Annotated in this window: 21 protein-coding genes; 10 read left to right on the top strand and 11 right to left on the bottom strand. The window is 64.2% G+C overall.

Going from position 1 to position 26,838, the window contains the following annotated elements; all coding sequences use genetic code 11:
• The first annotated feature begins 30 nt into the window (after nt 1-30).
• Nucleotides 31-2,073, top strand: coding sequence for a cytochrome P450 (locus tag ACOGI7_RS10485; RefSeq protein ID WP_419848707.1), 2,043 nt, complete (start codon nt 31-33; stop codon nt 2,071-2,073).
• Here the strand turns inward: ACOGI7_RS10485 and ACOGI7_RS10480 are convergent.
• Both ACOGI7_RS10480 and ACOGI7_RS10475 read right to left on the bottom strand, forming a co-directional pair.
• Nucleotides 2,070-3,458 carry an FAD-dependent oxidoreductase gene (locus ACOGI7_RS10480; protein ID WP_419848706.1) on the bottom strand — a complete coding sequence of 463 codons (1,389 nt, stop codon included), beginning with the start codon at nt 3,456-3,458 and terminating at the stop codon, nt 2,070-2,072. The genes ACOGI7_RS10485 and ACOGI7_RS10480 overlap by 4 nt on opposite strands.
• A gap of 28 nt (nt 3,459-3,486) precedes the next feature.
• On the bottom strand, nt 3,487-4,560 hold the full coding sequence (locus tag ACOGI7_RS10475; RefSeq protein ID WP_419848705.1) for a Rieske 2Fe-2S domain-containing protein: 1,074 nt from the start codon (nt 4,558-4,560) through the stop codon (nt 3,487-3,489).
• Nucleotides 4,561-4,614: 54 nt separating this feature from the next.
• On the opposite strand from ACOGI7_RS10475, the gene ACOGI7_RS10470 reads away from it, so the two are divergent.
• Nucleotides 4,615-5,400 carry a glucose 1-dehydrogenase gene (locus ACOGI7_RS10470; RefSeq protein WP_419848704.1) on the top strand — a complete coding sequence of 262 codons (786 nt, stop codon included), beginning with the start codon at nt 4,615-4,617 and terminating at the stop codon, nt 5,398-5,400.
• Between the two features lie 6 nt (nt 5,401-5,406).
• Here ACOGI7_RS10470 and ACOGI7_RS10465 read toward each other — a convergent pair whose 3' ends face one another.
• Both ACOGI7_RS10465 and ACOGI7_RS10460 read right to left on the bottom strand, forming a co-directional pair.
• Nucleotides 5,407-5,703, bottom strand: a complete 297-nt coding sequence (locus tag ACOGI7_RS10465; protein ID WP_419848703.1) for a Dabb family protein — start codon at nt 5,701-5,703, stop codon at nt 5,407-5,409.
• Between the two features lie 15 nt (nt 5,704-5,718).
• The gene (locus tag ACOGI7_RS10460) at nt 5,719-6,462 is read right to left on the bottom strand and encodes an SDR family oxidoreductase (protein ID WP_419848702.1); all 744 of its coding nucleotides are present in this window, start codon (nt 6,460-6,462) and stop codon (nt 5,719-5,721) included.
• A gap of 90 nt (nt 6,463-6,552) precedes the next feature.
• Here ACOGI7_RS10460 and ACOGI7_RS10455 point away from each other — a divergent pair, with 90 nt between their 5' ends.
• Entirely contained in the window at nt 6,553-7,386 is an 834-nt protein-coding gene (locus ACOGI7_RS10455; protein WP_419848701.1) for an SDR family NAD(P)-dependent oxidoreductase, read from the top strand.
• Nucleotides 7,387-7,390: 4 nt separating this feature from the next.
• Here ACOGI7_RS10455 and ACOGI7_RS10450 read toward each other — a convergent pair whose 3' ends face one another.
• Together ACOGI7_RS10450 and ACOGI7_RS10445 are read right to left on the bottom strand one after the other, a co-directional pair.
• Nucleotides 7,391-7,813, bottom strand: coding sequence for a beta-class carbonic anhydrase (locus tag ACOGI7_RS10450; protein WP_419848700.1), 423 nt, complete (start codon nt 7,811-7,813; stop codon nt 7,391-7,393).
• A gap of 7 nt (nt 7,814-7,820) precedes the next feature.
• Complete coding sequence (locus tag ACOGI7_RS10445; RefSeq protein WP_419848699.1) at nt 7,821-10,136, bottom strand: CaiB/BaiF CoA transferase family protein; 2,316 nt, start codon at nt 10,134-10,136, stop codon at nt 7,821-7,823.
• Nucleotides 10,137-10,225: 89 nt separating this feature from the next.
• On the opposite strand from ACOGI7_RS10445, the gene ACOGI7_RS10440 reads away from it, so the two are divergent.
• Nucleotides 10,226-11,050, top strand: coding sequence for an amidohydrolase family protein (locus ACOGI7_RS10440; protein WP_419848698.1), 825 nt, complete (start codon nt 10,226-10,228; stop codon nt 11,048-11,050).
• A 27-nt stretch (nt 11,051-11,077) separates the two neighbouring features.
• Here ACOGI7_RS10440 and ACOGI7_RS10435 read toward each other — a convergent pair whose 3' ends face one another.
• Both ACOGI7_RS10435 and ACOGI7_RS10430 read right to left on the bottom strand, forming a co-directional pair.
• A complete protein-coding gene (locus ACOGI7_RS10435) occupies nt 11,078-13,987 on the bottom strand; it encodes an ABC transporter permease subunit (protein ID WP_419848697.1) in 2,910 nt (969 codons plus the stop codon).
• Nucleotides 13,987-16,188, bottom strand: a complete 2,202-nt coding sequence (locus tag ACOGI7_RS10430) for an MFS transporter (protein ID WP_419848696.1) — start codon at nt 16,186-16,188, stop codon at nt 13,987-13,989. Before ACOGI7_RS10430 ends, ACOGI7_RS10435 begins: the two co-directional genes overlap by 1 nt.
• A 99-nt stretch (nt 16,189-16,287) precedes the next feature.
• On the opposite strand from ACOGI7_RS10430, the gene ACOGI7_RS10425 reads away from it, so the two are divergent.
• The 5 genes from ACOGI7_RS10425 to ACOGI7_RS10405 are packed head-to-tail and all read left to right on the top strand — an operon-like array spanning nt 16,288 to nt 22,463.
• Entirely contained in the window at nt 16,288-17,865 is a 1,578-nt protein-coding gene (locus tag ACOGI7_RS10425; protein WP_419848695.1) for a sulfatase, read from the top strand.
• A 34-nt stretch (nt 17,866-17,899) separates the two neighbouring features.
• Nucleotides 17,900-19,396 (top strand): ABC transporter substrate-binding protein, encoded by a 1,497-nt coding sequence (locus ACOGI7_RS10420; protein WP_419848694.1) that lies wholly within the window; start codon nt 17,900-17,902, stop codon nt 19,394-19,396.
• A gap of 13 nt (nt 19,397-19,409) precedes the next feature.
• Nucleotides 19,410-20,429 carry a peroxiredoxin family protein gene (locus ACOGI7_RS10415; RefSeq protein ID WP_419848693.1) on the top strand — a complete coding sequence of 340 codons (1,020 nt, stop codon included), beginning with the start codon at nt 19,410-19,412 and terminating at the stop codon, nt 20,427-20,429.
• A gap of 11 nt (nt 20,430-20,440) precedes the next feature.
• A complete protein-coding gene (locus tag ACOGI7_RS10410) occupies nt 20,441-22,000 on the top strand; it encodes an AMP-binding protein (RefSeq protein WP_419848692.1) in 1,560 nt (519 codons plus the stop codon).
• Complete coding sequence (locus ACOGI7_RS10405; protein WP_419848691.1) at nt 21,993-22,463, top strand: pyridoxamine 5'-phosphate oxidase family protein; 471 nt, start codon at nt 21,993-21,995, stop codon at nt 22,461-22,463. Before ACOGI7_RS10410 ends, ACOGI7_RS10405 begins: the two co-directional genes overlap by 8 nt.
• 12 nt (nt 22,464-22,475) lie before the next feature.
• Here ACOGI7_RS10405 and ACOGI7_RS10400 read toward each other — a convergent pair whose 3' ends face one another.
• On the bottom strand, nt 22,476-23,255 hold the full coding sequence (locus ACOGI7_RS10400) for an enoyl-CoA hydratase-related protein (RefSeq protein ID WP_419848690.1): 780 nt from the start codon (nt 23,253-23,255) through the stop codon (nt 22,476-22,478).
• Between the two features lie 63 nt (nt 23,256-23,318).
• The gene (locus ACOGI7_RS10395; protein ID WP_419848689.1) at nt 23,319-24,602 is read right to left on the bottom strand and encodes a cytochrome P450; all 1,284 of its coding nucleotides are present in this window, start codon (nt 24,600-24,602) and stop codon (nt 23,319-23,321) included.
• 75 nt (nt 24,603-24,677) lie between these two features.
• Between ACOGI7_RS10395 and ACOGI7_RS10390 the strand changes: the two genes are divergently transcribed.
• A complete protein-coding gene (locus ACOGI7_RS10390; RefSeq protein WP_419848688.1) occupies nt 24,678-25,418 on the top strand; it encodes a TetR/AcrR family transcriptional regulator in 741 nt (246 codons plus the stop codon).
• A gap of 5 nt (nt 25,419-25,423) precedes the next feature.
• On the opposite strand, the gene ACOGI7_RS10385 is transcribed toward ACOGI7_RS10390, so the two are convergent.
• On the bottom strand, nt 25,424-26,836 hold the full coding sequence (locus ACOGI7_RS10385) for an NADH:flavin oxidoreductase (RefSeq protein ID WP_419848687.1): 1,413 nt from the start codon (nt 26,834-26,836) through the stop codon (nt 25,424-25,426).
• Nucleotides 26,837-26,838 lie beyond the last annotated feature (2 nt).

The raw sequence follows: 26,838 nt of genomic DNA, 5'->3' as shown, positions 1-26,838 counted from the left end.
TTGTGGGGTGGGACACGGAAAGTCGGTCTGTTGACACGCGTCGAAACCGAGGTAGAGGCCAACGCGACGCCGCTGAGCCTGCTCGACGAGCTCGTCTTGACGCTCCTGAATGAGGAGAGCGGCTACTTTCGCCAAGTACCCGGTTGGACGCTGAACTGCGCCGTCGTGGGCGCCGCGCTCGCCGAGCTGTCCTTCCTCTATCGCATCGACACCGACATGGATTCCCTGATCCTTCTGGACACGAAGGTGACGGGTGACCCCTGCCTCGACCCCATCCTCGGCGAGATCGCGTCCGAGCCAAAGCAGTACAACGCCCAGTACTGGATCGAGCGGCTCGCTCCCAAAGCCGAGTCGATCGTCGATATGACCTTGGATCGCCTGGTAAACCTGGGGATCCTCCAGCACCACGAGGGCGATTTCTGGTCGTTGGCCCGAGGAGCCTGGATGTCGGGGTTCTACACCAGTTCCGAGGTGGGTACTGCCGTCGAGTTTGTCAAGACCCGAATCAGCAAGGCGCTTTTCAACAACGAGATTCCGAGTCCAAGAGACGTGGTCATCGTCTGCCTGATCGACACCTGTGACGTGCTGCGCTACATCTTCGAACTTGATGAGGAGTCGGAGCAGCGTGTCGAGCAGATCCTGAAGATGGACCTGATCGGCCGCTCCATCGCGGATGCGGTCAGCGAGAACATCGCCGGCCCGCTGTTGCGGCGATCCGCCCTGACCAAGCCGATTCCCGTTGTCAAGCTGCGAAAGGTGTTGCGCAACAAGCATGTGCGTAGCGGGAACGTGCCGGCGCTGTTCGCGGAGCTTCACGAAGAGTACGGCCCGGTGTTCGAGGTTCGCCTGCCCTTCCAGGATCGCACTATTGTTCTCGGCGGCCCGGAGACGAATCACTGGGTTCACCGCCACGGCCGCATGTACCTGAGGGCCAGGGACTATTTCCAGGATTTTGAGAGGGTCTACGGCGGCATAGGACTGCTGCCCGGCCTCGACGGGGCTGACCACTTTCGCTATCGAAAGTCCATCCAGCCTGCATATTCCCGCACCAGGCTAGAAGAGTCACTCGATGTGGTTTACTCATACGCGCGACGGCACATGGCGACGTGGACTGTCGGGGAAACCCTGCCTGCGGTCACGATGTGCCGGAATTTTGTAAACGCCCAGACGTCGCCGCTGCTGGCCAGCATTGAGTCGCAGGATCTCATCGAAGATCTGCAAAAGTTCAAAGAGCGGGCGCTCCAGACCCATGTCGCCAAGTCTCTCCCCAAGTTCATGCTGAAGACACCAGGCATGAGGCGTCGGGGGAAGCTGGTCGACGAGGTGGTGGACAGGGTCCAGAAAGTCCACACCCCCGCCCAGCGGGCTGGATGCCCACGAGAATATGTCGACGATCTGATGAGCATGCATGCCAGCGATAAGCAGTTCGTACCGGAGTCGAATCTGCGGTTCCTGCTTTCCACGCCGCTGCTGGCCAGCATGTACGTGGGCGACGAGCTGAGCTTCATCATCTACGCCATGTTGACAAGACCGGAGTTCCACGAGCAGATCCAGGCCGAGGCCGATGCCCTGTTCGCCGACGGCGACCCCGACCTTGAAGCGCTCGTCGGGCCGGGGACCGACATCACCCGCCGCTTCATCATGGAGTGCTTGCGCATGTGGCCGACCATCTCAATGTCGGTTCGCAACGTGATGAATGCGTGCGTGGTCGAGGGATACGAACTCGAGGTGGAGGCGCGGGTCTTGATCGCCACGACGGCAACCCACTACATGGACGATGTCTTTCCCGATCCCTTCACCTTCGACATCGACCGCTATAAGGCGCCGCGCAACGAACACCTTGGCACCACGTATGTCCCCTACGGCCTGGGCACCCACACGTGCATGGGCTCCCGGATGGCAGAACTTCAGATGGCAATCGACCTGCTGTTGATGGTGTACTACTTCGACCTCGAAATCGTCCCCAAGAACTACAAGTTGAAGATCGCCCCGTTCGCGTCGATGTCCCCGAACAAGAGGCTGAAGTTCCGCATTGCCGGACAGCGGCAAGAGCTGTCCCCCCCCCCCCCTTAGCGCTTCGCCTTACGGAAGCGCCACCCGTACATGAGGCTCCCGTAGAAGTTGAAGGAGCGCCTCGCCCCGGGATCGTCGAAGGGATAGTCGGCGCCGAGCTGCCTTGACGCGGCGAGACCGGTAATAAAGCAGGTTTCCTGGCTGTTGATCAGCGTGTGGGCGCCGCAGTACCAGGTATGCCGCTTGCCTTGGACGAAGCGGAACAAGTGAACCAGCCAGGCAACGTGGCGCACGTCGTGCACGATGTGCTGGAACCACCACTTCTTGACGATCTTCTCCTCGTCGATCGGCGAGATGGCGTTGTAGGTCACCAGACAGGGCTTGTCCGACCGGTTGGCCCACGGCTGCTGGTTGTGCATGATGTAGGTGATCTCGTAGTTGTCCGGTCGGGCTCCGTACTGCTCGATGTGGTTGCTGCGCGTGGTCAGCGGCTTCACCTCGTTGTCGGGGAGCACCGATGAGTCGTAGTGGACGACGGTGTGGTTGTGGAGTTCGCTCTCGTAGCGGATCGACGACAGCAGGTAGCGCTCGAGGGCGGTGGGCTTGTCGAGCATCATCAAGGTTTGGTTCGCGTTGCACGCGAAAATCACCTCGTCGAATTCCTCTCGAACACCGGCTGCGTCTACCACCACCACACCGGACTTCGACCGGTACACCTTTTGCACCGGCCGGTTCAGGTAGATCTTGTCTTGGAAGTCGGCCGACAGGTGCTGGTAGATGCGCTGCGTTCCCTGATCCCACGTCTGCATGGGCGTCGCCGACTCGATGTCGAAGAACTCCAGATACCGGGCAAACAGGGAGGCCGGCATGTCGAACACGTTCGTGGCCATGAGGAAGTTGACGAACATGGGCTTGAGTACCTTGTAACGGAAGTCACCGGAGAACCCGCCCAGATTCAGCAGCGTGCCCATGCTGACGTAGTTGTACGGGTTCAGAAGGCTCAACGCCTTCGACTGGGTATGGGTGAGCCATCCGAAGCGGTGCAGGCGCCGCAGGAGGCGCTGGAACTTGGCAATCTCCGGTTGCAGCTGCTGTCTGATGTCGGAATCGAAGTCGTGGGCGTAGATCTGCCCGCCGTACTTAACGCTGTAGTTGAATTTCGTGTCGAGTAGCTCGATGTCGAACTGCTTCATCAGCAGCAGGATGTGGTCGTACACCGACGGGATGCAGGCGGTGACCGAGATATCGAAGGGAATCGAGCTGCCGTCGTCTTGGGGCATCTGGGCGGTGATGGCGTTGCCGCCGAGCTGCTCCTGTGCCTCGAACAGTCGAAAGTCGAACCGGTCCGGCTGATGGTGCAGCCCCCACGCCGCGCCGAGCCCCGAAATGCCGCCGCCGACGATGGCGATTTTCCGCGGCGCTTTCTGTGCTCTGCCCTTTGCCACTGTCTTCTACCCGCTATCCGTCGTTCCGCTATCCGTTGTTGCCCACTGGACGGCCTGCGGCTCTTTGTCCGACAGCTGCTTCACCGGGAGGGTCGGGATAGAACTGGGCGCAATAGGAGCGGAACTGCATGATCTCACCGTCGGCACGTGAGAGGCGCGGGCGGGACCGGTACTGCTTGGTGCTCCAGATCGGAATGTCCTGGAGCACGTCTTGTTTTTCGAAAGCGGCCATGATCTTGTTGATGATGGGGGCCCGCAGTCTCACGGGCAGAAATCCCAGCCCGGCAACTTTGCGGTTGGGCTCGCGGATTTCTCCCGTTTGCGACACCACCGACAGCTCGATCAGCTCGCCATCGACCGGCGTCGCCAGAATCCAGAGCCGCATGTCCAGCCCGATCGTGCGCTCGTGTACTTCCACAAAGGAGTAGCCCAGCCCATATATATGGGTGTTGGCGGCAACATCGAGCTTCAGTTTGGCGAATTTGGCGATCCTCCGGGTTCTGCCAAAGTCGAAACGGCTCCTGAAATAGGCCCCGTCCACCGTAACCGGGTCGACACGGCTCACGCTGTCGTAGCCGTGGACGTGCTGAAGGTGGGTCAGGTCTACTGAATTTTCCGTTGTTTCCTGGGGATGGCCAGGAAAGCGGGAGGTCCATATGTGCAGGCTGCTCCAACCGGCTTGGTCTGGCTCTTCGACGGGCAGGCGCCACTGCGGCGGTCGTCCATTGACATCCCACCAGGCGAAGATCAAACCGGCAATTTCCCTGGCCTCAAACGTTTGCAACCGCGCTGCTTTGGGCGGGGGACCGAAGGGAGTGGCCACGCACTGGCCGCCAGCGTTGTATTCGAATCCGTGGAACGGGCATACGAGATGGCCGTCGCGGACACACCCTCCGACCTCTGGCCCCAGGTCGGCGCCCAGATGCGGACAATAGGCCCCAGCAACGCAGACGCTTCCGTTGTCGTCACTCCAAACAACGATTTCCTCGCCCATCCATGTCTTCTTGATGAGTCGGGCCTTCTCAAGGGACTGGCGGCTGGTGACGAAGTACCAGCCTTCGGGAAACGGAGGAAGCAGCGAGTCGTTCGCATTGGCCGTCATATCGCTCGGGAAACGCTACCCTCGTGGCCGCTGTCGTTAGAAACGGAGAGAAGTATGGGACGCTTGGACAACAAGGTTGCGCTGGTCTCGGGTGGTGCTCGGGGTATGGGCCAATCCCACTGTCGGATGTTCGCTGCCGAGGGGGCCAAGGTGATGGTGGCCGACATCCTCGACGACGAGGGTGCCGCGGTGGCCGCCGACATCGGCCCGAATGCGGTGTACCAGCACCTTGACGTGACCCGGGAGGAGGACTGGGCCGCGGCCATAGATGCGGTGATGGAGAACTTCGGGCGCCTCGATGTGCTGGTGAACAACGCCGGGATTGCCGAGGTGGCCCCATTGGCCGAGATGACGCTGGACAGCTATCGGCGGGTCACCGAGGTGAACCAGACCGGCGTGTTCTTGGGGATGCGGGCGGCGGTACAGCCCATGACCGAGTCAGGCGGCGGATCGATCCTCAACATCTCGTCTATCGACGGGCTGATCGGCATGAACAACCTCACCTCCTACATCGCAAGCAAGTGGGCGGTGCGAGGGATGACCAAGACCGCGGCCATGGAACTGGCCCCACTGGGGATCCGGGTGAATTCCATCCACCCCGGTTTCATCCTCACCCACATGGGATCCACTGAGGAGAGGACTCCTGAGGAGGTACACGAGAACCTTGAGGCCTATTCGGCCCGGATGGCCCCCATGGGCCGGGCCGGAGTTCCCGAGGACATCTCCCGCCTCGCCCTGTTCTTGGCCTCCGACGAGAGCTCGTATTCCACTGGGTCGGAGTTCGTGTCCGACGGCGGCTTCACCGCCGGCTACCCCTCTCCGGGGGTCATGCCCGTCTAGGGGCGATCAGGGGATTTCGAACTGGATGGCGGCTCGGTCGGTGATGGCCGGGCGGATGATGTCGAAGACGATCCGCTGGTGCTCGGGGTGGTCGCGGTAGGTCAGGTAGGCCTCCCGATCGGCGAAATCACCTACCACCGCGAAGTCGAAATTGCCCTCGGCCAGCCCCAGATCCGGTCCGATGGTGTAGGCCTCGGTTACTCCGGTGGCCTCGGGCATGGTGGCGATGGCGTCGTGTACCGCCTGGCGCTGGGCCTCGTCGGCGTCGTCTCGGAACTTGAACATCACAACGTGTCGGATCATGTCTTCTCCTTTTGCCTATTGCAGGCCTGCGTAGAGGCCGCCATCCACCGGGAGGGCGGCGCCGGTGATGAACCGGGCGTGCTCAGAGCACAAGAAGGCGGCGACCCGGCCGAAGTCCGATGGGTCGCCTATCGAGTGGGAGGCGGCACTCGATTCCAGGTCGGCCATCCGATCGCCGAACAGCTGTCGGAGCCGGTCGGTGGTGTGGTAGCCGGGCTGGAGGGAGTTGACGGTCACCCCGTCGGCTGCCACCTGGTTGGCCATGGTCTTGAGGTAGCCGGTGACTCCGGCTCGAGCCGTGTTCGACAAGATGAGCATGTTCAGCGGTTGGCGAACCGATACCGAGGTGATGGCCAGTACTCGGCCCCAGCCTTGGGTCTGCATTGCGGGCACCGCCGCCTTGGTCATGGCCACCACCGAAATGAGGTTCAACTCGAGTGCCGCCGCGTAGAGGCTGGTGTCGGTGTCGGCCCAGTTGCCCCCGGGCGGCCCGCCGGCGTTGGTGACCAGTATGTCGATGCCGCCCAAGGCCTCGGTGGCCGCGTCTACCAGGGCAGTTGCGCCAGCCGCGTCGGACACGTCGCCCACGATGGGGATGGAGTCGGGCACGCCGCCGGCCGCTTCGTTGAGGCGGTCGGAGTCGCGCCCGTTCATCACCACCCGGCATCCCTCGTCGGCCAGTGCCACCGCGGTGGCCAGACCCAGTCCAGCCGATGAGGCAGCCACCAGCGCCCGTCGTCCGCTGATTCCTAAATCCACGGGGCGAGGTTAGTGGCCCTTCTACGAGATGGATGCGCCGTGCCCGTTCAGGCTGCCAGGAAGGGATCACCGAATGAGTAGTCTGCGGCCATGAATTGGGAACTCCCGGCTGACTTTTCCGAACGCTACGGCCCATGGGCCTTGATCGCGGGAGGGTCGGAGGGCACCGGGGAGGCCTTTGCCCGGCGTCTCGCCCGCGAGGGGATCAACTCGGTGCTGCTCGCTCGTCGCCAAGCCCCGCTCGATGCTCTCGCCGCCGATATCCAAGCCGAGTACGGCGTCGAGGTTCGAACCGCCTCGGTAGACCTGGGCGACGCCGATGCGGCGGCCATGGCGACCGAGTTGACCGAGGACCTCGACGTCGGACTGGTGATCTTCAACGCCGGGGCCACCATCCGGTTCAACTACTTCCCCGAATGGCCCGAGGAAGACCTCCTCGCGCTGGTGAACATGAACTGTCGCACCACGACGCTGTTCGCCCATCGCTTTGCCCCTCGGCTAATCAAGCGGGGACGGGGCGGCTTTGTTTTGGTCGGCTCGGTAGCCGGGTTTGCCGGCTCAACCCACCAGTCGGTGTACAACGCCTCGAAGGCGTATGACTGGGTCCTCGCCGAAGGGCTGTGGAGGGAGCTCGGAATCTACGGGGTGGACGCCATCGCCATGGTGATCGGGGCCACCGATACCCCCTCCCACCGTCGAATGGGGGCCGACTTGAGCGCCCACAGCCCAATGGAGGCCGCAGATGTCGCCGATGAAGCCTTGGCCAACCTCCACAACGGGCCGACCTATGTGGTGGGCGAGCACAACCGGGCCGCCAGTGAGTTCATTCTCACTCCTCATAACCGAGGGGCCATTGTGTCGTCGATGAGCGAATCGTCGGCGGGCATCGCCGGTGACGAGATGCTCCCAATGTCACCGAGATAGACGGCTACCCGACTGTGGTCAGGCTGCCGTCATCCACGTCGTAGACGTAGCCTTCCAAGTTGGCCGTGTCCAGCAGGGGCGATGCCCGCAGCTGCTCCATCGCGGCCAGGACCCGCTCGCGGGGGTCGCCCACCGGTTCAACATCCCAGGTCGGTGAGACGCCGGTACCGGCTTCCACCAATCGCCGGTATCCCTCGGAAGAATGTGTGGAGGCCGCGCAGTCCGTATGGTGGAGCACCACAATTCGGTTGGTTCCGACCAGTTGCTGCGACAGGCAAATGGAGCGGATGGCGTCCTCTGTCACATAGCCCCCAGCGTTGCGGACAACGTGGGCCTCGTGGGGATTGATCCCCAGGATGGCAACAGGGTCCAATCGGTGGTCCATGCAGGCCAACACGGATGTCTGAAGTTCAGAAGATTCGCTCATTGGTCTTTTAGGTAGGTAGGCCGTGTCCGATGGGCTTGGTCACCCCGGCATCGTGAAGTCTGGTGATTTCCTCATGATCGATACCAAGTTCACCCAATATCCCCATTGTGGCCCAACCGAGGGGGAGTGTAGGGGCCAGCGGTGTGGGGGAAGACGAGAATTGCATGGTCGGCGCGGCCCTCCAGTACGAGCCCAGACCGTCTTGTTCGGCTTCGACGGCCACGCCGCTTTTTCGCATGTGAATTTCGTTCAGCATGTTGTGCAAGAAGTCGCCCCGATCAGCTTGGGCCGCGGGTACTCCGGCGGCCAGCAGCCGGCTTTCCCAAGCCTCAGCCGAGTCCGAACTGAACACTTCGGCTAGCTGGGTTTCCAGTTCCGAGGAGGGTAGCTCGGGAAGCTCGATGCCGAGCACCTCGCCCAAGGCCTGATGCTCGCGGTCTCGATGCACATCCAGTACCAGCCAGCCATTGGCGGTCTCATAGAGCCGCTGGTAGGCGTGGTATCCGAACTGCCCGGAGTCCACCACTGGCGCTGGTAGACCCGAGTGTTGAATGCCCCACTCGGCCACGGCGTAGGCGGTGGCTGTGAGCATGGTGGTCTCCAGCTTCTGGCCCCGTCCGGTGCGCCGACAGGCCAATACGCCGGTCATGATGGCCGCCGCGGTGGCCAGCGCGGCGGTGGGGTCGCCGTAGGTGCGATTCCGGGGCGGGTTCTGGTCGCCCGACTCCACCACTCCTGCCCCGGCGATGGCGTTGGGCGATGAATGGAACCCGGCCTTGTGGGCCCATGGCCCCCGGCTGCCGAAGCACGAGGCGTACACGTACAAAAGGGCGGGGTTGCGAGCCATCACGGCCTCGGCGTCGATGCCCAGGCGCTCGGGGGTCCCCGGCCGGAAGTTGTGCAGGAACACGTCGGCCTTGTCCACCAGCCGGTACAGAATGTCCAGGCCCTCGGGGGTCTTGAGGTCCAAGACGATCGATTCCTTGCCCACCAGGGATTTCACATAATCGGTGGTCCAGTTGCGCCGTCCGGGATCGCCGGTGGGCGGCTCGACCTTGATCACCCGGGCCCCCGCCTCAGCCAGCAGCGTGGCCGCGAACGGACAGGCGTAGAAGTAGCCGACATCCAAGATGGTGACATCGGCTAGGGGCAGCTTACCGGTGTGACTGTCCTGGTCAGCATGGCCTTTTGGTGACGTGGCCGACAGCCAGTTGGCCATCACATCGTCGGTGTGCTCACCCAAACAGGGCGCGGGCGGCCCGACAATTGAGGGCGTCTCGGAATACATCCCGAGCGGTCCGATCTGCACGGTTGGGCCCAAGTCGGGATCGAGCACCTCTTGTCGGCGTTCGTTTTGAGTGCATTGGGGATGGTCCAGGAATTCCCGGGGGGCCAAAAACGGATCACCCCCGATGTCTTTGGCCCAGAAGACGTCCATCCACTCCTCGGCGGTCCGCTGCTCCATGCCATGTCGGATGGCCTCGATGACCTCGGCCAGTCGCTCCTCGCTGGGCCACAAGTCGGGGGCATTGGCCAGCTCGGGGTCGTCCAGCAATGCCTCAAGCCCTAGCTCGGCCAGCCACCGGCGGTAGTGGTGGGTTTGGCGGCTGCACATCTGGATGAACCGGCCGTCCTTAGTGGGCGCGGTCATGAACGGCACTCGCATGATGCCGTAGACCTTTCCCGGCTCGGGCGGCATGTTGGTGCGGTTGCCGTGCCCGCTGGTCATGTCATAGACGCTGAGGGCGTGAAGCAGGCTGGTGTGGACTCGTTGCCCTCGGCCCAAGCGGGGACGGGCCCAGATTCCGGCCATCAACCCCACCGCGGCCAGCATCCCCGCCCCGTAGGAGGCAATGGGCACTGGGGTGAACACCGGCCCGGGGCGCACCCCGTCGTAGGTGGTCATGCGCCCGCTCTTGGCCGCCACGATCTGCTCATGGCCGGGCAGGTCCCGCCACGGCCCCGTCTCGCCGAACCCGGTGATGGCGGCGTACACCAGCTGGCCATTCAGCTTCCGCAGGGTCTCGAAATCGACGCCGAGTCTTGCGCTTGTCGCCGGGCGGAGCGCCTCGATCACCCCGTCGGCCACGCGGGCCAGTTCAAGGAAGCGGTCCCGGTCGCCGGCATCGGCCAAATCGAGGACTGCGCTTTTCTTGCCCCGGTGCCACACGGCAAAACCCGGCCTCCCCCGGTCGCGGTCACCTTGGGGCGATTCAATCTTGACCACTTCCGCCCCGTTCTCGGCCAGAACCATTCCGGCGATACCAGCAGCCGCTCCCGAGCCGAGCTCCAAGACTCGCAACCCTTCCAGGGCAGTGGCCATGGCTTGATTCTGGTGCCTGGCGATGCGAGTCACCTATCAGAATTGCCATCAAGTCCAGCCGGGGCACCCAGCCGGGATAGCGTCGGGCCATGCCACCGAGAGCGATTGACTGTTGGGTGAACGTGAATATGGGGGATTACGAACCCCCCGAATACCTGATCCGGGTCAAAGAGGACTACCTCCACGGCGGGGCCGATTTCTTCCGCAGCTTCACCCCCGAGGAGCTGTTGCCGCTCATGGACGAGCTCGGGGTGGAGAAGGCCATCATCCAGGCGACGGTCGGCGAGGACAATCCCCGACCCTTCGACTTCGTGGAGCGCTACCCCGAGCGGTTCGCGCTGGCGCTGCATCTCGACCCCCGGGGAATGATGCCGGTGCTGTGGAAGCTGGAGGACATGGTCAAGCAGTATCCGGTGGCGCTGGCCCGGGTAGTGCCGTTCGGAGTAGATGTGCCGCCCAGCGACCCGGTGTACTACCCGCTCTACGCCAAGTGCACCGAGCTGGATCTGCCGCTGTCGATCAATACCGGCATCCCCGGCCCGCCCATGCCCGGCGAGGGCCAAGACCCGATGCTGTTGGACCGGATCTGCCTGCGCTTTCCCGACCTGAAGCTGTGCATGGCCCATGGTGCCGACCCGTGGTGGGGGGTGGCCATGCGGCTCATGATCAAGTACAAGAACCTGCATCTGATGACCTCGGCTTACAGCCCCAAGCGGCTCCCGGAGGAATTCGTCCACTTCATGAACACGCGGGGCCAGGACAAAGTGATATTCGCCTCCGACCATCCGGCACTCGATATGCGCCGCTGTGTCACCGAGGCCTGGGATCTGGACCTGCGCGACGGCGTGTTGGACAAGTACCTCTACGCCAACGCCGAGCGCCTGTTCTTCGGCCCCCGCAACCCCCGCTACTAGGTCGACTCGCCTATCTTCAGCTGCGGGTCAGCCGTCGCTGATGGCGATGGCACGCTCGTCGGTGCCGAGGTAGCTGGCGATCACCAGTGGGTCGTTGCGGACCTCTGAGGGGGAGCCCTCGGCAATGACCTTGCCGGCCTCTAGGCAGTACACCCGATCGCTGATGCTCATGATGAGGGGCATGTCGTGCTCGATGATCAGCATGGCCGCCTCCAGCTCTCGGCGGATGTTGACGATGAGCGGGCCAAATGCCTCGGTCTCGCGCTGGGCGACGCCGGCGGTGGGCTCGTCGAGGCACAGCACCCGGGTGCCCAGGGCCAGCAACCCGGTGATCTCGACGATGCGACGGGTCCCGGTGGACAGGTCGCTGATATAGGAATCCGCGTAGCGTCCCAACCCCAGGTAGTCGATGAGCTCGTCGGCCTCGGCCCGACGCCGCCGTTCCAAGGCAAAGGTGTGGGGGAGGTGCAGGGCAGTGCTCAGGAGTGGTGTGCGGCCCCGGGCCTCCAATGCCACCTGCACCGTCTCTCGAACCGTCAGCTCCGGGAACAGCGACGCGGTCTGGAAGGTGCGTCCTAACCCGGCTCGGGCCCTACGGGAAGCAGAAAGCCGGGAGATGTCGGTGCCGAGCAGCTCCACTTGGCCGGCGGACGGAACGTACCCCCCTACCGCGTTCATGAACGTGGACTTTCCGGCGCCATTGGTCCCGATGAGGCCCACAATCTCGTCGGGATGGACCACCACGGTGGCCTCCGACACCGCTTGAACGCCGCCGAAGTGCACGGAGATATCGCGCCCGGCCAGCATGGGGTCGGTAGATGGCCGCGGATCTTCAAGCCGGGTCAGGCTGGTGGGAGCAGCTTGGACGGTCTTGCCGCCGGGATCGGGGCCGAGTCGCCGTTCGGCCAAGCCGATGAGGGCGTTTCGTGCGCTGTAACCGATCTGAATGAGCCCGCCCGGAAAGTACATGAGCACCAGCAGGAGCCCGATGCTGGAGGAGAACAGAGCGACGGTTTCCGCATTGTTGAACAGATTCGGGAGGCCGTAGACCCAAATCGCTCCCAACACCGCGCCGATCGACGAGCCGAGGCCCCCGATCACCACCATGCCCACAAGCTGCAATGAGTCCTCCACCTGGAAGAACCGCTCGCTGATCGGGACGTTCTGCACCAGGCCGGCCAGCATTGCTCCCCCCAATCCGGCGATGCCCCCGGCCAACGCGAACGAAGACAGCTTGGAGCGCACCGGCCCAACCGTGTAGCCCGAGGCGGAGTCGGCGTTGTCGCGCACTGCGATGATGGTGCGGCCTACCCCTGATCGGCGCAGTCGGCTGACGATGATCACCGCGATCAGCAACAGGGCCAGACACACGTAGTAGTAGGTCTTCTGCGACTTGAGGTCGAGGCCGAACAGCTCGCCCCGGCGGAACGACACCGACGAGGTGTTGCCCCCGGTGAAGAACGGCCTCCGATAGAGGTACTGCTGGGCGGCCAGCGCGAACACAAAGGTGGTAACCGCCAAATAGAGGCCGCGAACTCGAAGTGACCCGACCCCGATCACGGCCGCCACCAGTGCAGAGAACAGCGCAGTCACGGGAATGGCCACCATGAACGGGATGCCGCCGGTCTCGAACTGGACGTCGAAAAAGTCGTACGACAACGCGTCGCCGGGCAAGAACCCAGTTCCCACGGTGAAGTCCATGGACAGTCCCCGTTTGAGGCTCGCGGCGAACAGCGCCCCCATGCCGGCGAAGGTCATCTGGGCCAGGGAGAGCTGGCCGGCCCAACCCGTGATGATGGTGACCGACAGTCCGGCGACCGCAAAGCACAGCACGGTGGCGTACAGCAGCTGGCGGGACGGCAGGTTGGAGATGCCGGGGAGCTGCACTAGCACGATGCCGAGCACCAAAAGCGCCCCCAGGGCGATCTTGGACAGGTGTCGCAGCCACCACACCTGGCGCAGCCGCTCGGGGATGGCCCGCACCTTGGGGGCGAATGAGAAGACACCAGTTTCACCTTGGCTGCGGCTTTGGAAATACACGGCCACCAGCACGGCCAAGAAGATGACGAAATCGATGAGCCCGGGCTGGCTGTGGAAGTTGAACTTGAAAAGGGAATAGAGGACCCCGATCAGCACCCCGGCCAGCATGGCCCGGGGGAAGGAGATCATGGCGGCCAGCACCGCAGCCACCATCGCCCTTCCCAGGGTCTGGGGTCCGAGATTGGCCAGGCCGGCGATCTGCCCAGTCGACCCCGAGAGCATGACCATCGAAATCGAGGCCAAGAGCCCGGCCGTCACCCACACAAAGGTGGACACCGTCTTGGGGTTGATTCCCGACAGGCGGGAGAGCTCGGGGTTGTTGGCTGAGGCGGCCACCGACTTGCCGAATGCCGTTCGGTTCATCAGCCAGCCCAGCAGCAGAGCTATCACCGGCACCGCGATGAGGATGGTGAGCTGAGGGCCTCGAATGTTGATGTCGGTGAACCAAACCTCTTTGGCGAAGAAAACATTGTCCCCTCTCGGACCGATAGGTTTGGGGTACTTTTGGCCGGCGGCCTCGATATCGGGGAGCTGGGAAACCACCAACTGGGCCAGTTGGGCAATGCCCACCGTGGCCACCAGCACGATCACCCGAGGTGATTTGAACAGGCGGCGGATCACGGTCAGCTCCACCGCGGCGGCGAACAACACGCCCAGCACTAGCGAGAGCGCCAGCGCCAGCCAGAACGGCCAGCCGTAGTTCAGGTCCAGCAGTGCCGTCATGGAGGCAGCGATGATGCCCATGTTGCCCACCGCGAAGTTGATGACCCGGGTGGAGCGGTAGATCAGCACGATGCCCATGGCCACCAGCCCGGTCACCAGGCCGCTGACTACCCCGTCGAATACGAGCTGCTCGGTAATCCAAGTTCCGAGCACCGAGAAGGAGGCGTAACCCATCAGCCGCCCTCGGTGCCCAAGAAAACGGCTCGGGCTAAGTCATCCCGCTCAGCCAGTTCTTGGGCCGGGCCTTCAAAGCGCACCTGCCCCTTTTCCAAGAACACGGCGCGATCGGAAATGGCCAGCGCCACGTTCAGGGACTGCTCCACGATGATCATGGTCTGGCCCTGGTCCTTGAGCTCCTCGACTGTTTCCAAGAGCGACTGCACCACCACCGGAGCCAATCCCAGCGACAGCTCGTCGATCATCAGCACCTCGGGTTCGTGCAACATCACCCGGGCCAACGCCAGCATCTGCTGCTGGCCACCCGACAAGTTGCCCGCCCGCTCTTTGGGCCGCTGGGCCAGGTCGGGGAACAATTCGAACACCTTCTCGATGCGCCGGTCCCGGTCGTCGGGGTCCTTGCGGTAGGCGTAAGCCCCCATGAGCAGGTTGTCGCGGATCGACAGGTCGCTCCACACCCCGGCTCCTCCTGGGAGCATGTGCAGCCCCATGGCCGCCCGTTGCTCAGGTGCGGCGAAGGTGATGGTCTGGCCGTGCAGACGCACCACTCCTCGCTCGGGGGTCACCAAGCCGGTGATCACCTTGAGCGCGGTGGACTTCCCCGCGCCGTTGGTGCCCAATAGGGCCAGCGTCTCGTGCTTGCGTACTTCAAACCCGAGGTCGAACAGCACCTGCACCTGCCCGTAGCTGAAATCGACATCAGCCACCTGGATAGCGGGTATGTCTTCGGGATCAGCTTCGGCTTGGCGGCGCTCCTCGTTCTGTTCTTCCCGCAGCTCGCTGACTACCAATGAGAGGTCGCGGCGCAGCCGGTTGGCCCCTCGCAGCACGAAATAGGCCCCGACCGGCATGGCCGTGGCGGTGATGATGGTGATGGCGGTCTGCTCGCCGAGCTCGTTTTGGAGGAAACCGGCGATGATGCTGCCTCCCACACCGCCGACCATGACCATGAAGAACGTTAGAAACGCAGTGCCCATGCCCCGCAGCCGGTAGGGGAACACCGCTTGGATGGCGGGCTGCACCATGGCGAAAGCCCCGCCTAAGAAGGTGGAGTTGATGGCAGACAGAATCATGAACAAAGCGAGATTGGGCATGGCGTACTGGACGGGAACCAGCACGCCGATGGGCAACAAGAGGATGCCGATGAGCCGGATGGCCCGGTCGGGGTCTTTGCGGAAGGTGGCGTCGAACCGGCGTCCGACGAACGGCAAGAACACGATCAGCCCGATCCCTGCGGGAGCTACGGCCAAGCCGCGCTCCAAGGCGTTGAGGCCGAACTCCTCCTCCAAGAAGAACGACTGGATCGAGCCGGCCGGGAACAAGGCGAAGCCCATGGCCGCGAACGCGATGGTCATGTTGCGGATCATGTCGATGTTCCAGATGCGGGTGAAGGCGGCCTCCACCGACATGGGCATCTTGTTGTCCTGTTTCAGCCCTGCGCCCAGCACATGCTTCTGCTCCCACTGGCCCCGGGGCGGCTCCCGCAGGAAGAAGGCGAAGAACGCCAACGCCGCGGTGGGCAGCCCGAGCAGGTAGAACGCCCACCGCCAGCCGTCGCCGCCGCCGATCCACACCGCGATGCCTCCGGCCAGGATCGGGCTGATGGCGGAGAACACCCGGCCCACTCCGGCGTTGGTGGCGTACATGCGACCCCGGGTCTGAAGCGGGTAGGTGTCGGCCAGCATGCTGGGATGCACGGTGATGGTATTGGCCTTGGACATGCCGGCGAAGAACCGCATGAAGAAGAACATCAGGGTGTTCACCGCCGCCCCCGACAGGGCGCTGAACGCGGCGAAGGCCCCGCTGGCGATGCCCACGATGGGACCGCGGCGGAAGCGGTCGGCCAGCCACCCCATCGGCCCCGCGCCCAGCACGAAGAACATGAGCGAGGCCGTGCTGATGGCGGTGATAGCCCCGTCGCTCACGCCGAAGCTCTCGCCGATGTCGGGGCCCAAGATGGCCACCGCGCTGTTCTCCAGTTCGTCGAGGCTGTTCAGCGCCAGCAGCACGATGAAGGTCTGAAATCCGCCTTTGCGCAGGCCCTCCTTGAGGGTGGTCTGCTCGCCGCCAACACCGGGCAGCAGATCGTCGGGGAACAGCACGTCGGCCTTCTGGGCATCTCGACGAGCAGCCTCGCCCTCGAGCACCGTTGTCGCCAGAGCGTCTATCGACTCGCCCTGAGCCTGATCGTCGTCCAACGTCTCCCCTAAGCTTGGATGGCCATATTCGGCCTGTGCTGGCCCATGAGAGTAGCGTCAGAAGATCGAGGAGACGCCAGAGACAGGACAGGGGGATTCATGAGCACACCTTCGAATGTCGCGGTCATCCTGTTGGATTCGCTGAATCGGCATATGTTGGGGAGCTATGGCGGCACCGAGTTCGAAACACCGAACCTGGACCGTTTTGCGGCTGAGCAGGCCACTCGGTTCACCCGCCACGTGACGGGGTCGCTGCCTTGTATGCCGGCCCGCCACGACATCTTGTGCGGGGCGCTGGACTTTCTGTGGAAGCCGTGGGGTTCGATCGAGCTGTGGGAGGAGCCCATCACCCGAGTGCTGCGCCGCCAAGGCGTGACCACCGCACTGGTTACCGATCACCCCCACCTTTTCGAGACCGGCGGCGAGAACTACCACACCGATTTCCACTGCTGGGACTACCTGCGAGGCCATGAAGGCGATCCGTGGCGCACTTACTACGACCCCTCTTGGGCTGGCTCACCGACGATGCCGGCGCGCAAGGGCGGCTGGTGGTGGTCGAAGATGTGGGGGCTCGAGGAGATGGATCGGGCCTACGACCGGTCGCGCACGTTCTTCCGGGCCGAGGAGGACTATCCCGGACCGATGACCATGAGCTCGGCGGCCCGGTTCTTGGCTGAGGACACGCCGCACCACGACCGATGGTTCATGTTCGTGGACGAGTTCGATCCCCACGAGCCGTTCGACACTCCGGCTCCGTGGGCCGGCCGCTATCACGACGAGCCGTGGGGAGACGAGGAGTGGATCATCTGGCCCCCCTACATCGACGGGGGCATCGCCTCGGGCAACCTCTCGGAGAAAGAGGGCCGCCATGTGCGGGCCAACTACGGGGCCAAGCTGTCGATGATCGACCACTGGTTCGGGCAGATCCTGGACCGTTTCGACGATCAGGGCCTGTGGGACGACACCGCGCTGATTGTGTGTACCGATCACGGCCACTACTTGGGTGACGAGCGGGAGGGCCGCGACATCTGGGGCAAGCCGGGCGTGCCTCAATACGAGCCGCTGGGCCACACGCCGCTGTTGATTTCGTGGCCCGGCAAACCCGGCGGGGAAACCTGCGAGGCGCTGACCACCAACGTGGACATCTTCGCCACCGTGGCCGACATCTTCGATGCCGAGGTGATGCAGACCACCCACGGCCGCTCCATGGCCCCGCTGCTGAGCGGCGAGGCTGACTCCATCCGGGAGTGGGCGCTGGGCGGGGTGTTCGGTGGCTGGGTGCAGGTGACCGATGGCCAGCACAAGTACGCCCGGGGAGCGGAGGGTGAGAACTTTCCCATCTCCATGTGGTCCAACCGGTGGTCCACCATGCCGTTCGGAGACATCGGCATGCCCGGCCTGCCCCCGCCCGACCACCGGGCCTGGCTCGACAACATGCCGGGCTCGGAGGTGCCGGTGATCCGCCAGCCCTACGAGCCGGGCGACACGCTGCCGCTGTGGGTGGCGGTGAATGCCTGCAACGACCGCCACTTCCTGTTCGACCTCGACATCGACCCGAGCGAGCAGGAAAACCGCAGCAGCGAGTCATCAGCCGCAGAGATGATTGATCTGCTCCACACCGCGCTCAACGAGGTTGACGCTCCCGATGAGCAATACGCTCGTTTGGGGCTCAAATGACGCCACTACACCTATCCGGCCACAGCATTGGAGTATGAACATGCCCGGCAAGAACAGGGGATTTGGGACCGCTAGAAGATGGTGGTGGCTGATCGTCGTCTTGGCATTGATGGCCGCGGCCTGCGGTGGCAACGACGATGACGGTGCCGCCAACACCGCTGAGCCAGCCGCGGCTGAGGAGCAGACGGCTGCACCGGCCGAGGAACCCGCAGAGGAACCTGCCGAGGAACCTGCCGAGGAACCCGCAGAGGAGCCGGCTGATGAGTCCGCCGAGCAACCGGCCGACGAGCCGGCTGAGACCCCCGCTGAGCCGACGCCAGCCCCCACACCGGTGGAGCTCATTGCCAGCTACCAGGGGGTGACCGAAACCGAGATCGCTATTGGCGTGGCCGCCATCGATCCGGTGCAGATCAATGAGATGTTCGGCGTCGACATCGGCATCTTCCCGGTGCAGGACCTCTATGCCGCTCTGTCCGAAGACCTGAATGAGCGGGGCGGCATCCACGGCCGCAACGTCGTCGTCCATGTGGTTTCCTTCCTGCCGATCGGTTCCACCGACAGCGAGCGGGTGTGTACCGAGTTGATGGAGGACAAGAGGGTGTTCGTGGTGATCGGCCAGTTCCTCGAGGACAACGCCCTGTGCATTACCGAGCTGCACGGGCACCCCTATGTGGGCCACTTCGGGGAGAACACCGAGCGCCAAGAGCGGTCCAACGGCCTGTTCTTCGCCACTGAGATGAAGCAAACCCGCCAGCGGGTCGGCGGGACCACCGAGATGATCCGGGCCGGCGACCTCGAGGGGCACCGCGTGGGCGTCTACTACGAGGCGCCCCCCGACAAGGAGTATGCCGATGCGGTACAGCCCTTGCTGGAGGAGGCGGGCATCGACGTCGTCGGTGTCTACACCCCAGGTGCACCCACCACCGACACCGTTCAGAACGAGCAGAATACCGACAACATCTCCTCCCGAATGGAGGCCGACGGGGTTGATCTGATCCTCAACCTCTCCAACGTCTACGGCATCATCGGGTCGGTGCAGCGAATTGGCTGGGAGGTGCGCATTGCCCACACCAACGGGCAGGCTGCCGACCGCCTGGATATCGCCAATGATCAAGGCCTTGAAGACGAGTACATGGCCCGCACTTTTGCCGTCACCACGAACAAGCCGACCAGCGAGGAAGCGCTGGCCGATCCCGGCGTGCAGGAGTGCCTCGCCGTATTTGAAGAGAGATCTAGCGACGAGCCTCTCGATCTCACCAACGACGACATAGTCAACGGTGTCGTCAACCATTGCCGGGCTTTCGCTTTGACCGTGAAGATCCTGGAGGCCGCCGGCGGCAACATCACCCCGGAGACATTCAGGGCCGCGGCTGAGGGGCTCGGCACGTTCGACCTTCCTGCCATGATCGGAGCCAGCCTCTCGCCCGACAAGCACTCGGCCGGCTCCTTGGTGCGCCGCTACGAGTACTTCCCCGAAGTCAGAACCTATTTGCCGGTCGGCGACCCGATTTCGACCGAGCCTGTTGAGTAAAGGAGTTTCCGCCATGACAACGATCACCATCCTGGGCGACGAGGTGGCCACTGCCACCGGAGAGTGGGCGGATGGGCGCCCGCTTGTCGAGCCGGATGCCCTCTCCACCGCCGTCGGCTGGACGCTGAAACCGGAGGGGCTCTGCCGCGGCGATCAATGTGTGCTGGTGGGAGACGGCTCGGCAATCCGGGTGGGCGACAAGCTCGATTTGGCCGCGGTGGCCAATGCAGTGGACCAGCCCACCGTGATCGATCCTGACGCCAGCGTTGTGGTGTTGGGCCAGCCCAACGCCACTCGCCAGGCGGCTCTGCGAGATCGCCAGGCGCCCGACTTCACTCTCTCCGACCTCGACGGCGAGGAGCGCAGCCTGTCGGACTACGCCGGCAAAAAGCGGCTCCTCGTCGCCTTCTCCAGTTGGTGAGGATGCGCCTTTGACCTGCCCGGGTGGCAGGAATTGCACAATGAGCTGGCCGATGACGGCTTCATGGTGATCGCAGTGGCCATCGACGAGGCCGTCGACGAGGTGCGGGTTTTGGCCGATGGCATCACCTATCCGGTGCTCATGGACCCCGACCACACCCTGACTGAGACGTACGCCATCAGCAATGTGCCCGCGGTGGTGTGGATCGACGAGCAGGGACGAATCGCCCGCCCCAATGCCAACGAATTCGGAAGCGACATGTTCAGTGAGTTCACCGGTCGCACCTGTGAGGGCCATTTCAACCAGATCCGTGCCTGGGTCCACGACGGAGTTGTTCCCGACGACGCCGGCAGCGAGATCGCTGATCTGAACGAGGACGAGATCGCCGCCCGCCTGCACTTCCGACTTGCCGCCCATCTGCGGCGGACCGGCGACGAGGAGGGGGCTGGCCGCCACTTCGACGCCGCCGCCGAGCTCGCGCCTTTGGACTTCACCGTTGTCCGAGCGGCGATGCCGCTGCGGGGTGAGAGTCCCTTCGGCGAGGAGTTCTTCAAACTGCTGGAGGAGTATCAGGCGGCGGGGAGCCCGTTCCACGGCATCACGCCCGCCTGAGCCACCTCGTGATGGTTCATCCCAGCCTCTTGCCCGATGAGCCGCTGAGTTCCCAGCCGGTCACGGGGTTTGTGCTTGGGCGGGCCGCGGAGTTGGCCGACCAGAATGCAGTGATCGACGGTCCGGGGGAGTGGTCGCTGACGTTCGGCCAACTCGAGCGGTCGGTGTATTCCCTGGCCGGGGGGTTGGCCGCGGGCGGTTTCCGGCGAGGTGATGTCGCTGCGCTGATCGCGCCGAACTCCCCTTGGTATCCAGTGGTGTTCCACGCGGTGGCGGTTGCGGGAGGAGCGGTCACCACGGTCAATCCCACCTACGGAGCGGAGGAGATCGCCTACCAGCTCACCGACTCGAAGGCGAAGCTGGTCTTTGCCGCCGAGGGGTTTGCGCCCCAGGCCCAAGAGGCCATGGACCAGGCCGGGGTGGGCGGTGATGTGACGGTGATAGACACCACCAGCCCGACCATGGGCGTCCCCATGCAGTCGCTGATGGGAGACCCGGTCACGCAGGTCGAGGTTGATCCCCGCACCGATGTGGTGGTGCTTCCATACTCATCGGGCACCACCGGTTTGCCCAAGGGGGTGATGCTCACTCACGCTAATCTGGTTAACAACATCGAGCAGTGCGCCTCATCGGTGGCGTCCCAGGGCAGCGACGTGGTGCTGGCTGTGCTGCCCTTTTTCCACATCTATGGGATGCAGGTGCTCATGAACGACCAGCTTCACCACGGGGCGACGCTGGTGACCATGCCCCGCTTCGACTTGGCCCAGGCGCTTTCGCTCATCGAGCGGCACCAAGTGACCCGGTTCTTCGCCGTTCCCCCCATCGTGTTGGCGTTGGCCAAACACCCCGCGGTGGCCGATTTCGATCTTTCGTCGCTGCGCCAAGTGCTGTCCGGCGCTGCTCCGCTGGGAGCAGAGGTGGCCGCGGAGGCATCGGACCGAATCGGCTGCGAGGTGGTGCAGGGCTACGGGATGACTGAGCTCAGCCCTATCTCCCATGCCACCCCGCCGGGCAATTTCAAGCCGGGGTCGGTGGGCCTGACGGTGGCCAATACCGAGGCCCGCATCGTTGCTCCCGACTCCGGTGAAGATCAGCCCATCGATGTGGAGGGGGAGCTTTGGATCCGCGGCCCCCAGGTGATGAAGGGGTACCTCAACAACCCGGCGGCCACCGCTGAGACCATCGACGAGGACGGCTGGCTTCACACCGGGGACATCGCCCGGATCGACGGCGACGGCCACGTCTACATCGTCGACCGACTGAAGGAGCTCATCAAGGTCAAGGGGTTCCAAGTGGCCCCTGCCGAGTTGGAGGCGCTGCTGCTGGACCACCCGCAGATCACCGATGCCGCAGTGGTTGGCCGCCCCGACGACGAGAGCGGCGAGGTGCCGCTGGCATTCGTGGTTGCCGCCCCGGATTCCCTACTCGATGAGCGGGCGGTCAAGGCCCATGTCGCCGATCATATGGCCACCTACAAGCACCTCGGAGAGGTGCGGTTCACCGATGCCATTCCCAAATCGGCCTCGGGCAAAATCCTCCGACGAGAGCTGAGAGGGCTGGTCGATGACTGAGAAGAGAGCCAAGCTCACGGTGCGGATGTCGCCGGAGGAGTGCTGGGAGATGCTGGAGACCTCGGTGAACGGCACCCTTACTACGTTGCGGGCCAACGGCCAGCCGATCTCCCTCCCCGTTTGGTATGTGGTGCTGGACCAAAAGATCTACATGGTGACCCGAGGCAAGAAGGTGGTTCGGGTGCGCAACGACGAACGGTGTTCGTTCCTGGTGGAATCAGGCGAGCGGTGGGCCGAGCTGCGGGCGGTACATGTGGAGTGCATCGGCCGGATAATCGAGCCCTCCGAGGAACTGGCCAGCCGGATTGGCCAGGCCCTCGACGAGAAATACGCCCCGTATCGAACCGCTCGTGATGTGATGCCCGAGCAGACTCGGGACTACTACGAGAAGAACCTCAACGCCACCATCGAGCTGACCCCGGTGGGCAAGATGCTCAACTGGGACAACAGCAAGCTCTTCTGAACAGGATCGCCCTCACTGCCACTTGTACTCAGGGTCGCGCTTCTCCCGAAAGGCGCGGCGGGCCTCGCGGGAGTCGTCGAAGCGCATCAGGCGAGTGGTGTAGTCCTGCTCGGTGCGGTAGCCCTCCCGCAGCTCCATGTTCTCGATTCGGTTCATCGACTCTTTGGCCATGCGCAGCGCAATCGGGCTCTTGGTGGCCAGCTCCTGGGCCAGCTCCAGCGCGGTGGCCATGAGCTTGTCAGGGGCGGTTACCTCTCTCACGGCGCCGATGCGGTGCATCTCTTGGGCGGAGACCTGCTCGCCGGTGAAGAACATCTCCCGGGCCTTGTGGCGGCCCATCATCGACGACAGGTGGGCGCTGGCCCCCAACAGCCCGACGTTGATCTCTGGCGTGCTGAAGGTGGCGTTCTCGGAGGCCACCAGCATGTCGCAACAGGCGGCATAGGCCAGGCCCGCACCCAGTGCGTAGCCGTTGATGGCCCCGATCACCGGCACGGCGCAGTCGATGATGGCCCACATGGCCTCCCGGGCCACCAATCCAGGGTCGGTCAGCTCCGTGGGGGGCCGCTGATCGCGGGGTTCGGTTCCAGAGGTCTTCAGATCGACGCCCGCCACGAACGACTTGTCACCGGCGCCGGTGAAGATGGCGACCCGCACGTCCCGGTCGTCGCCCAGCGTGGAGAACACGTCTCGGATCTCGGCCATGGTGGCGGTGGTGACCGCATTGACCGGGGGGCGGTCGATGGTGACGGTCACGATGTGGTCGCGCTTTTCTACCTGGAGATCGGGCACTGCTCGCCTGCTTTCGCTGCTGGGTTCGGCCCCCACAGTATCGGGGGCAGGGAGCGGCGAAGGCTAGGCCGCTTCGGCGTTGGCCACCGGGCCGTAGCGCACCGGCAGGTGTTTGATGCCGTGGACCAGCAGGTCGCGTAGCCGCTCGGGCGGGCCGATCACCTCGATTTCGGGCAGGCGGTTGATCAACGCCTCGAAAAAGATCTCCAGCTCCAGCTTGGCCAAGTTGGCGCCCAAGCAATGGTGGGCACCACCGGCACCAAAGGCCACATGGGGATTCGGTGTGCGGGTGATGTCGAAACGGTGGGGGTCGGCGAACACCTCGGGGTCGCGGTTGGCCGCCAAATACCACAGGGCGACCTTCTCCCCGGCGGCAATGTGCGCCCCGCCCAGTTCGAGGTCCTCGGCCGCGGTGCGGCGGAAGTACCGGACCGGCGAGCCGTACCGCAGAATCTCGTCTATCGCGCTGGGCATCAGCTCGGGATGACGGCGCAGCAGCTCCCACTGGTCGGGGAACTCCTGGAAGGCGAGAAGGCCGTGGGTGATGGCATTGCGGGTGGTCTCGTTGCCGGCGATGACGAGCAAGGTGAAAAAGACCGAGATCTCCAGGTCGCTGAGCTCAGTAACCGTCCCGTCGGCCATGGTCACCTCGGCCTGTGTCAGCTTGGTCATCAGGTCGTCGCCGGGACAGCGGCGCTTCTCCTCGGTGAGCTGCTGGGCGTAGATGGTCATGTTGAAGGCGTCCATCGGCCCGTTTAGCGGCGAGTGGGGATCGTCATGGTCTTGGAACTCGGGATCGAAGCGCCCGATGGCCGAGTTGGTCCACTCGAACAGCTTGTGGCGGTCTTCCTGGGGGACGCCGACGATCTCGGCGATGACCATCAGCGGCAGCTCGGAGGCCAGGTCGACCACGAAATCGCCCTCGGTGCGACCGTCGAGCGCATCGATGATGAGGTGGCTGCGAGCGCGGAGCCAGTGCTCTAGCTTGCGCACCATCCGAGGGGTGAACCCTCTGCTGACCAGCTTCCGGTAGCGGGTGTGATCGGGCGGGTCGGTCATGACCATCATGATTCCGGGGCCCATCTCGACGTCGGGAAGGATGATCCCGCCGGTGCCATTGCGGCCCGGACCGGTCTGATGGGAGAGCACCGGGCCCATCCGGTGGGCTTTGGTGATGAGGTCGTGAGAGGTGACCAGCCAGAACGGCTCGTCATGGGTGGCGGTCTCAGGGTGGCGCCAGATGGGGGAGCGGGCTCGCAGCTCGTCATACACCTCGTAGGGCTCGCGTACGGCGAACATGTCCATGTCGGTCAGGTCGATCGCGGTGGCTAGTGTGGGGGGCGACATAACCCGCTTCTCCTTGGTGAGAATATCATTCTTACACGCGAGAACTAGAATATCAACTATGAGAACAGGAAAGACATGCCTGAGAACATAGATATCGACACTGAGAACAAAAATGCCAGTGTTGAGAACACGGATATCCAAGTAGAGAATGCAGATTCCGAGCTGGCTGCGCTCAGTTCCTGGGAGCAGCGCATGCTTGAGCGGTCTCTGGACACCGCTCGAGTCCAGGCCTTGGCTCGCAGCGGCGAATTTGTCCACGCCGCGTTGGCCCTGCTTGAAGAGGAAGAGTCGGTGGAGTTCACCGTGCAAGATGTGGTGCAGCGCTCAGGAGGCTCGCTTCGGCGTTTCTACCAGTTGTTCTCCTCCAAGGATGACCTCGTCTTGGCGCTATTTGAAGAGCTGATCACCCAGCTTGTGGAGCACTTCCCCGCCTCCGATCAAGCTGGGGCCCCTCCCCTGGTCAGACTTGAGATTAGCGCCCGGACTTTGTGGGACTTCATTAGAGGCCAGGATGCGCCGCCGGCCAAGACCGTCCGCACCCTGGCCATACTCCACAACCAATTGGCGGCCACTCGGCCCGAAGGCCTCCGGCTGGCCTGGGATCCCCTGCGGCAGCACTTCTCCGCAATCATCGCCGACGGAGTGGCCGATGGATCAGTCCGATCTGATATCGAGGTGGAGGAACTGTCCGATCTCTTCTTCGATGTCTCGCTGGCCGCCCATATCTTTGCGCTCGGTCGAGTGGGCTCGACTCACGCCCGGTTCAACGGACTATGGGGCTTTTGCCAGGGGGCGTTGCGCCCTCCCCCCGAATAAGCCGGTCAGCGCAGGCGGGTTCTGGCCTCTTTCTTGAAGGCGGCGAGCTGGATGCGCTCTTCTCGCTGGTTGTAGAAGTCGTCGAGCGGATAGCAGCCCGAGACGAGGCCGCTGCGAGGAGCGGTGGTGCAGTCGGAGAAGGTGCGGCAGATGAGGCGCCGGTCGAGTGGGCGGCCAGCCATCACATCGGCGGGCATTTGGGGGTACGACAAGATCATGCGCCCTAGGCCGACGGCGTGGGCTGTGCCGTGGGCGACGAGGGCTTGGCCGGCGTTGGGCAGCCATTCCTGGAGGTACGACAGGCCGGCGGCCACCACTGTTGTGTTTGGGTGCTGACGGGTTATCTCGGCGGTGTTGGCAACCAGCCGGGCCACCCCCGCCAGGGGATCCTCGGGGGGTTGGTAGCCGTCGGAGGGCGGGAAGTAGGCGGGCCGCTGGATGTGGGGGGCGTAGTACGGGCTGCCTGCGGAGGCGCACACCAGCCCGACACCCAATTCGCCCAGCATGTCGAGCATCTGGTGGGTTTCGGTGAGGTCGATGCCCACCCCCGAGCCGTCGCCCCCGAAGGCCAGCGGGTACGGGCCGGAAGCCTCGGGGGTGCCGACGCCCCCGGTTCCCGTGGTGTGGGGGACGAAGTCGAACAGCGACAGGCGCACGGCCACCCCCAGGGCGGGGGCTTTGGCGCGGATGCCGGTGATGATGGATTGCAGGAAGCGGGTGCGGCCTTCCAGGTCGCCGCCGTAGGGACCGGGGCGGTCGACGGCGGAGAGGAACTCGTGGCCCAGGTAGCCGTGGCAGGCCTTGATGTCCACGAAGTCGAACCCGGCTTGGTGGGCCAGCACCGCCCGGTGGATGAACTGCTCCACCAGCTCGTCGATCTCGTCGTCGGTGAGCACCTCGGCTGGGCCTGATGCCACCCGGGCATCCAGCAGGGGGTGCTGGTACACCGTTTTGGGGGCTGGTCCGGCGGCGGTGGGCCGGGCGTAGCGGCCGGAGTGGGTGAGCTGGAGCACTGTTACCTGCGACGGGTCGAGCCGGGCCCGCAGGGCGGCGAAATCGTCGACGGTGGTGTCGTCGAGCACCAGTTGGCGGGGGTTGGCCCGGCCGTCGGGGCGGACCGCGGTGGCCTCGCCCCACACCAGCCCGGCCTCGCTGGCCGCGAACCGGTCCCAGCGGCGGCGGACCAGATCAGACGGCCGTCCGTCGGTCTCGCCGTCCCAGCCCTCCATGGGCAGTACTGCCCAGCGGTTGGGGGCGGTGTAGGTCCCGGCTGAGCCATCGGTAATGGCCAGGGATCGGGCCAGCGGACCGGCGGGGTCCACCTCGTCGTCGAGGGGGATGGGCACGCCGAGGTCCTCGAGATGGCTGCGCAGCGCCGCCACGCTGGTCAAGTTCTTCACCTGGGTCCAGCGGGGCATGG

Source organism: Candidatus Poriferisocius sp., assembly GCF_965204145.1.
In the GTDB taxonomy this organism is placed as follows: domain Bacteria; phylum Actinomycetota; class Acidimicrobiia; order Acidimicrobiales; family Bin134; genus Poriferisocius.
Note: the sequence above shows the minus strand (reverse complement) of the source record. Positions and strands in the feature narration are given on the sequence as shown.

Excerpts from the sequence above, each read along its gene's own strand:
- ACOGI7_RS10445 (WP_419848699.1), bottom strand. The coding sequence starts at position 10,136 with ATGGCCACTGCCCTGGAAGGGTTGCGAGTCTTGGAGCTCGGCTCGGGA.
- ACOGI7_RS10435 (WP_419848697.1), bottom strand. The coding sequence starts at position 13,987 with ATGGGTTACGCCTCCTTCTCGGTGCTCGGAACTTGGATTACCGAGCAG.
- ACOGI7_RS10395 (WP_419848689.1), bottom strand. The coding sequence starts at position 24,602 with ATGTCGCCCCCCACACTAGCCACCGCGATCGACCTGACCGACATGGAC.
- ACOGI7_RS10385 (WP_419848687.1), bottom strand. The coding sequence starts at position 26,836 with ATGCCCCGCTGGACCCAGGTGAAGAACTTGACCAGCGTGGCGGCGCTG.
- ACOGI7_RS10425 (WP_419848695.1), top strand. The coding sequence starts at position 16,288 with ATGAGCACACCTTCGAATGTCGCGGTCATCCTGTTGGATTCGCTGAAT.
- ACOGI7_RS10420 (WP_419848694.1), top strand. The coding sequence starts at position 17,900 with ATGAACATGCCCGGCAAGAACAGGGGATTTGGGACCGCTAGAAGATGG.
- ACOGI7_RS10405 (WP_419848691.1), top strand. The coding sequence starts at position 21,993 with ATGACTGAGAAGAGAGCCAAGCTCACGGTGCGGATGTCGCCGGAGGAG.
- ACOGI7_RS10455 (WP_419848701.1), top strand. The coding sequence starts at position 6,553 with ATGAATTGGGAACTCCCGGCTGACTTTTCCGAACGCTACGGCCCATGG.
- ACOGI7_RS10475 (WP_419848705.1), bottom strand. The coding sequence starts at position 4,560 with ATGACGGCCAATGCGAACGACTCGCTGCTTCCTCCGTTTCCCGAAGGC.
- ACOGI7_RS10470 (WP_419848704.1), top strand. The coding sequence starts at position 4,615 with ATGGGACGCTTGGACAACAAGGTTGCGCTGGTCTCGGGTGGTGCTCGG.
- ACOGI7_RS10465 (WP_419848703.1), bottom strand. The coding sequence starts at position 5,703 with ATGATCCGACACGTTGTGATGTTCAAGTTCCGAGACGACGCCGACGAG.
- ACOGI7_RS10450 (WP_419848700.1), bottom strand. The coding sequence starts at position 7,813 with ATGAGCGAATCTTCTGAACTTCAGACATCCGTGTTGGCCTGCATGGAC.
- ACOGI7_RS10390 (WP_419848688.1), top strand. The coding sequence starts at position 24,678 with ATGCCTGAGAACATAGATATCGACACTGAGAACAAAAATGCCAGTGTT.
- ACOGI7_RS10440 (WP_419848698.1), top strand. The coding sequence starts at position 10,226 with ATGCCACCGAGAGCGATTGACTGTTGGGTGAACGTGAATATGGGGGAT.
- ACOGI7_RS10410 (WP_419848692.1), top strand. The coding sequence starts at position 20,441 with ATGGTTCATCCCAGCCTCTTGCCCGATGAGCCGCTGAGTTCCCAGCCG.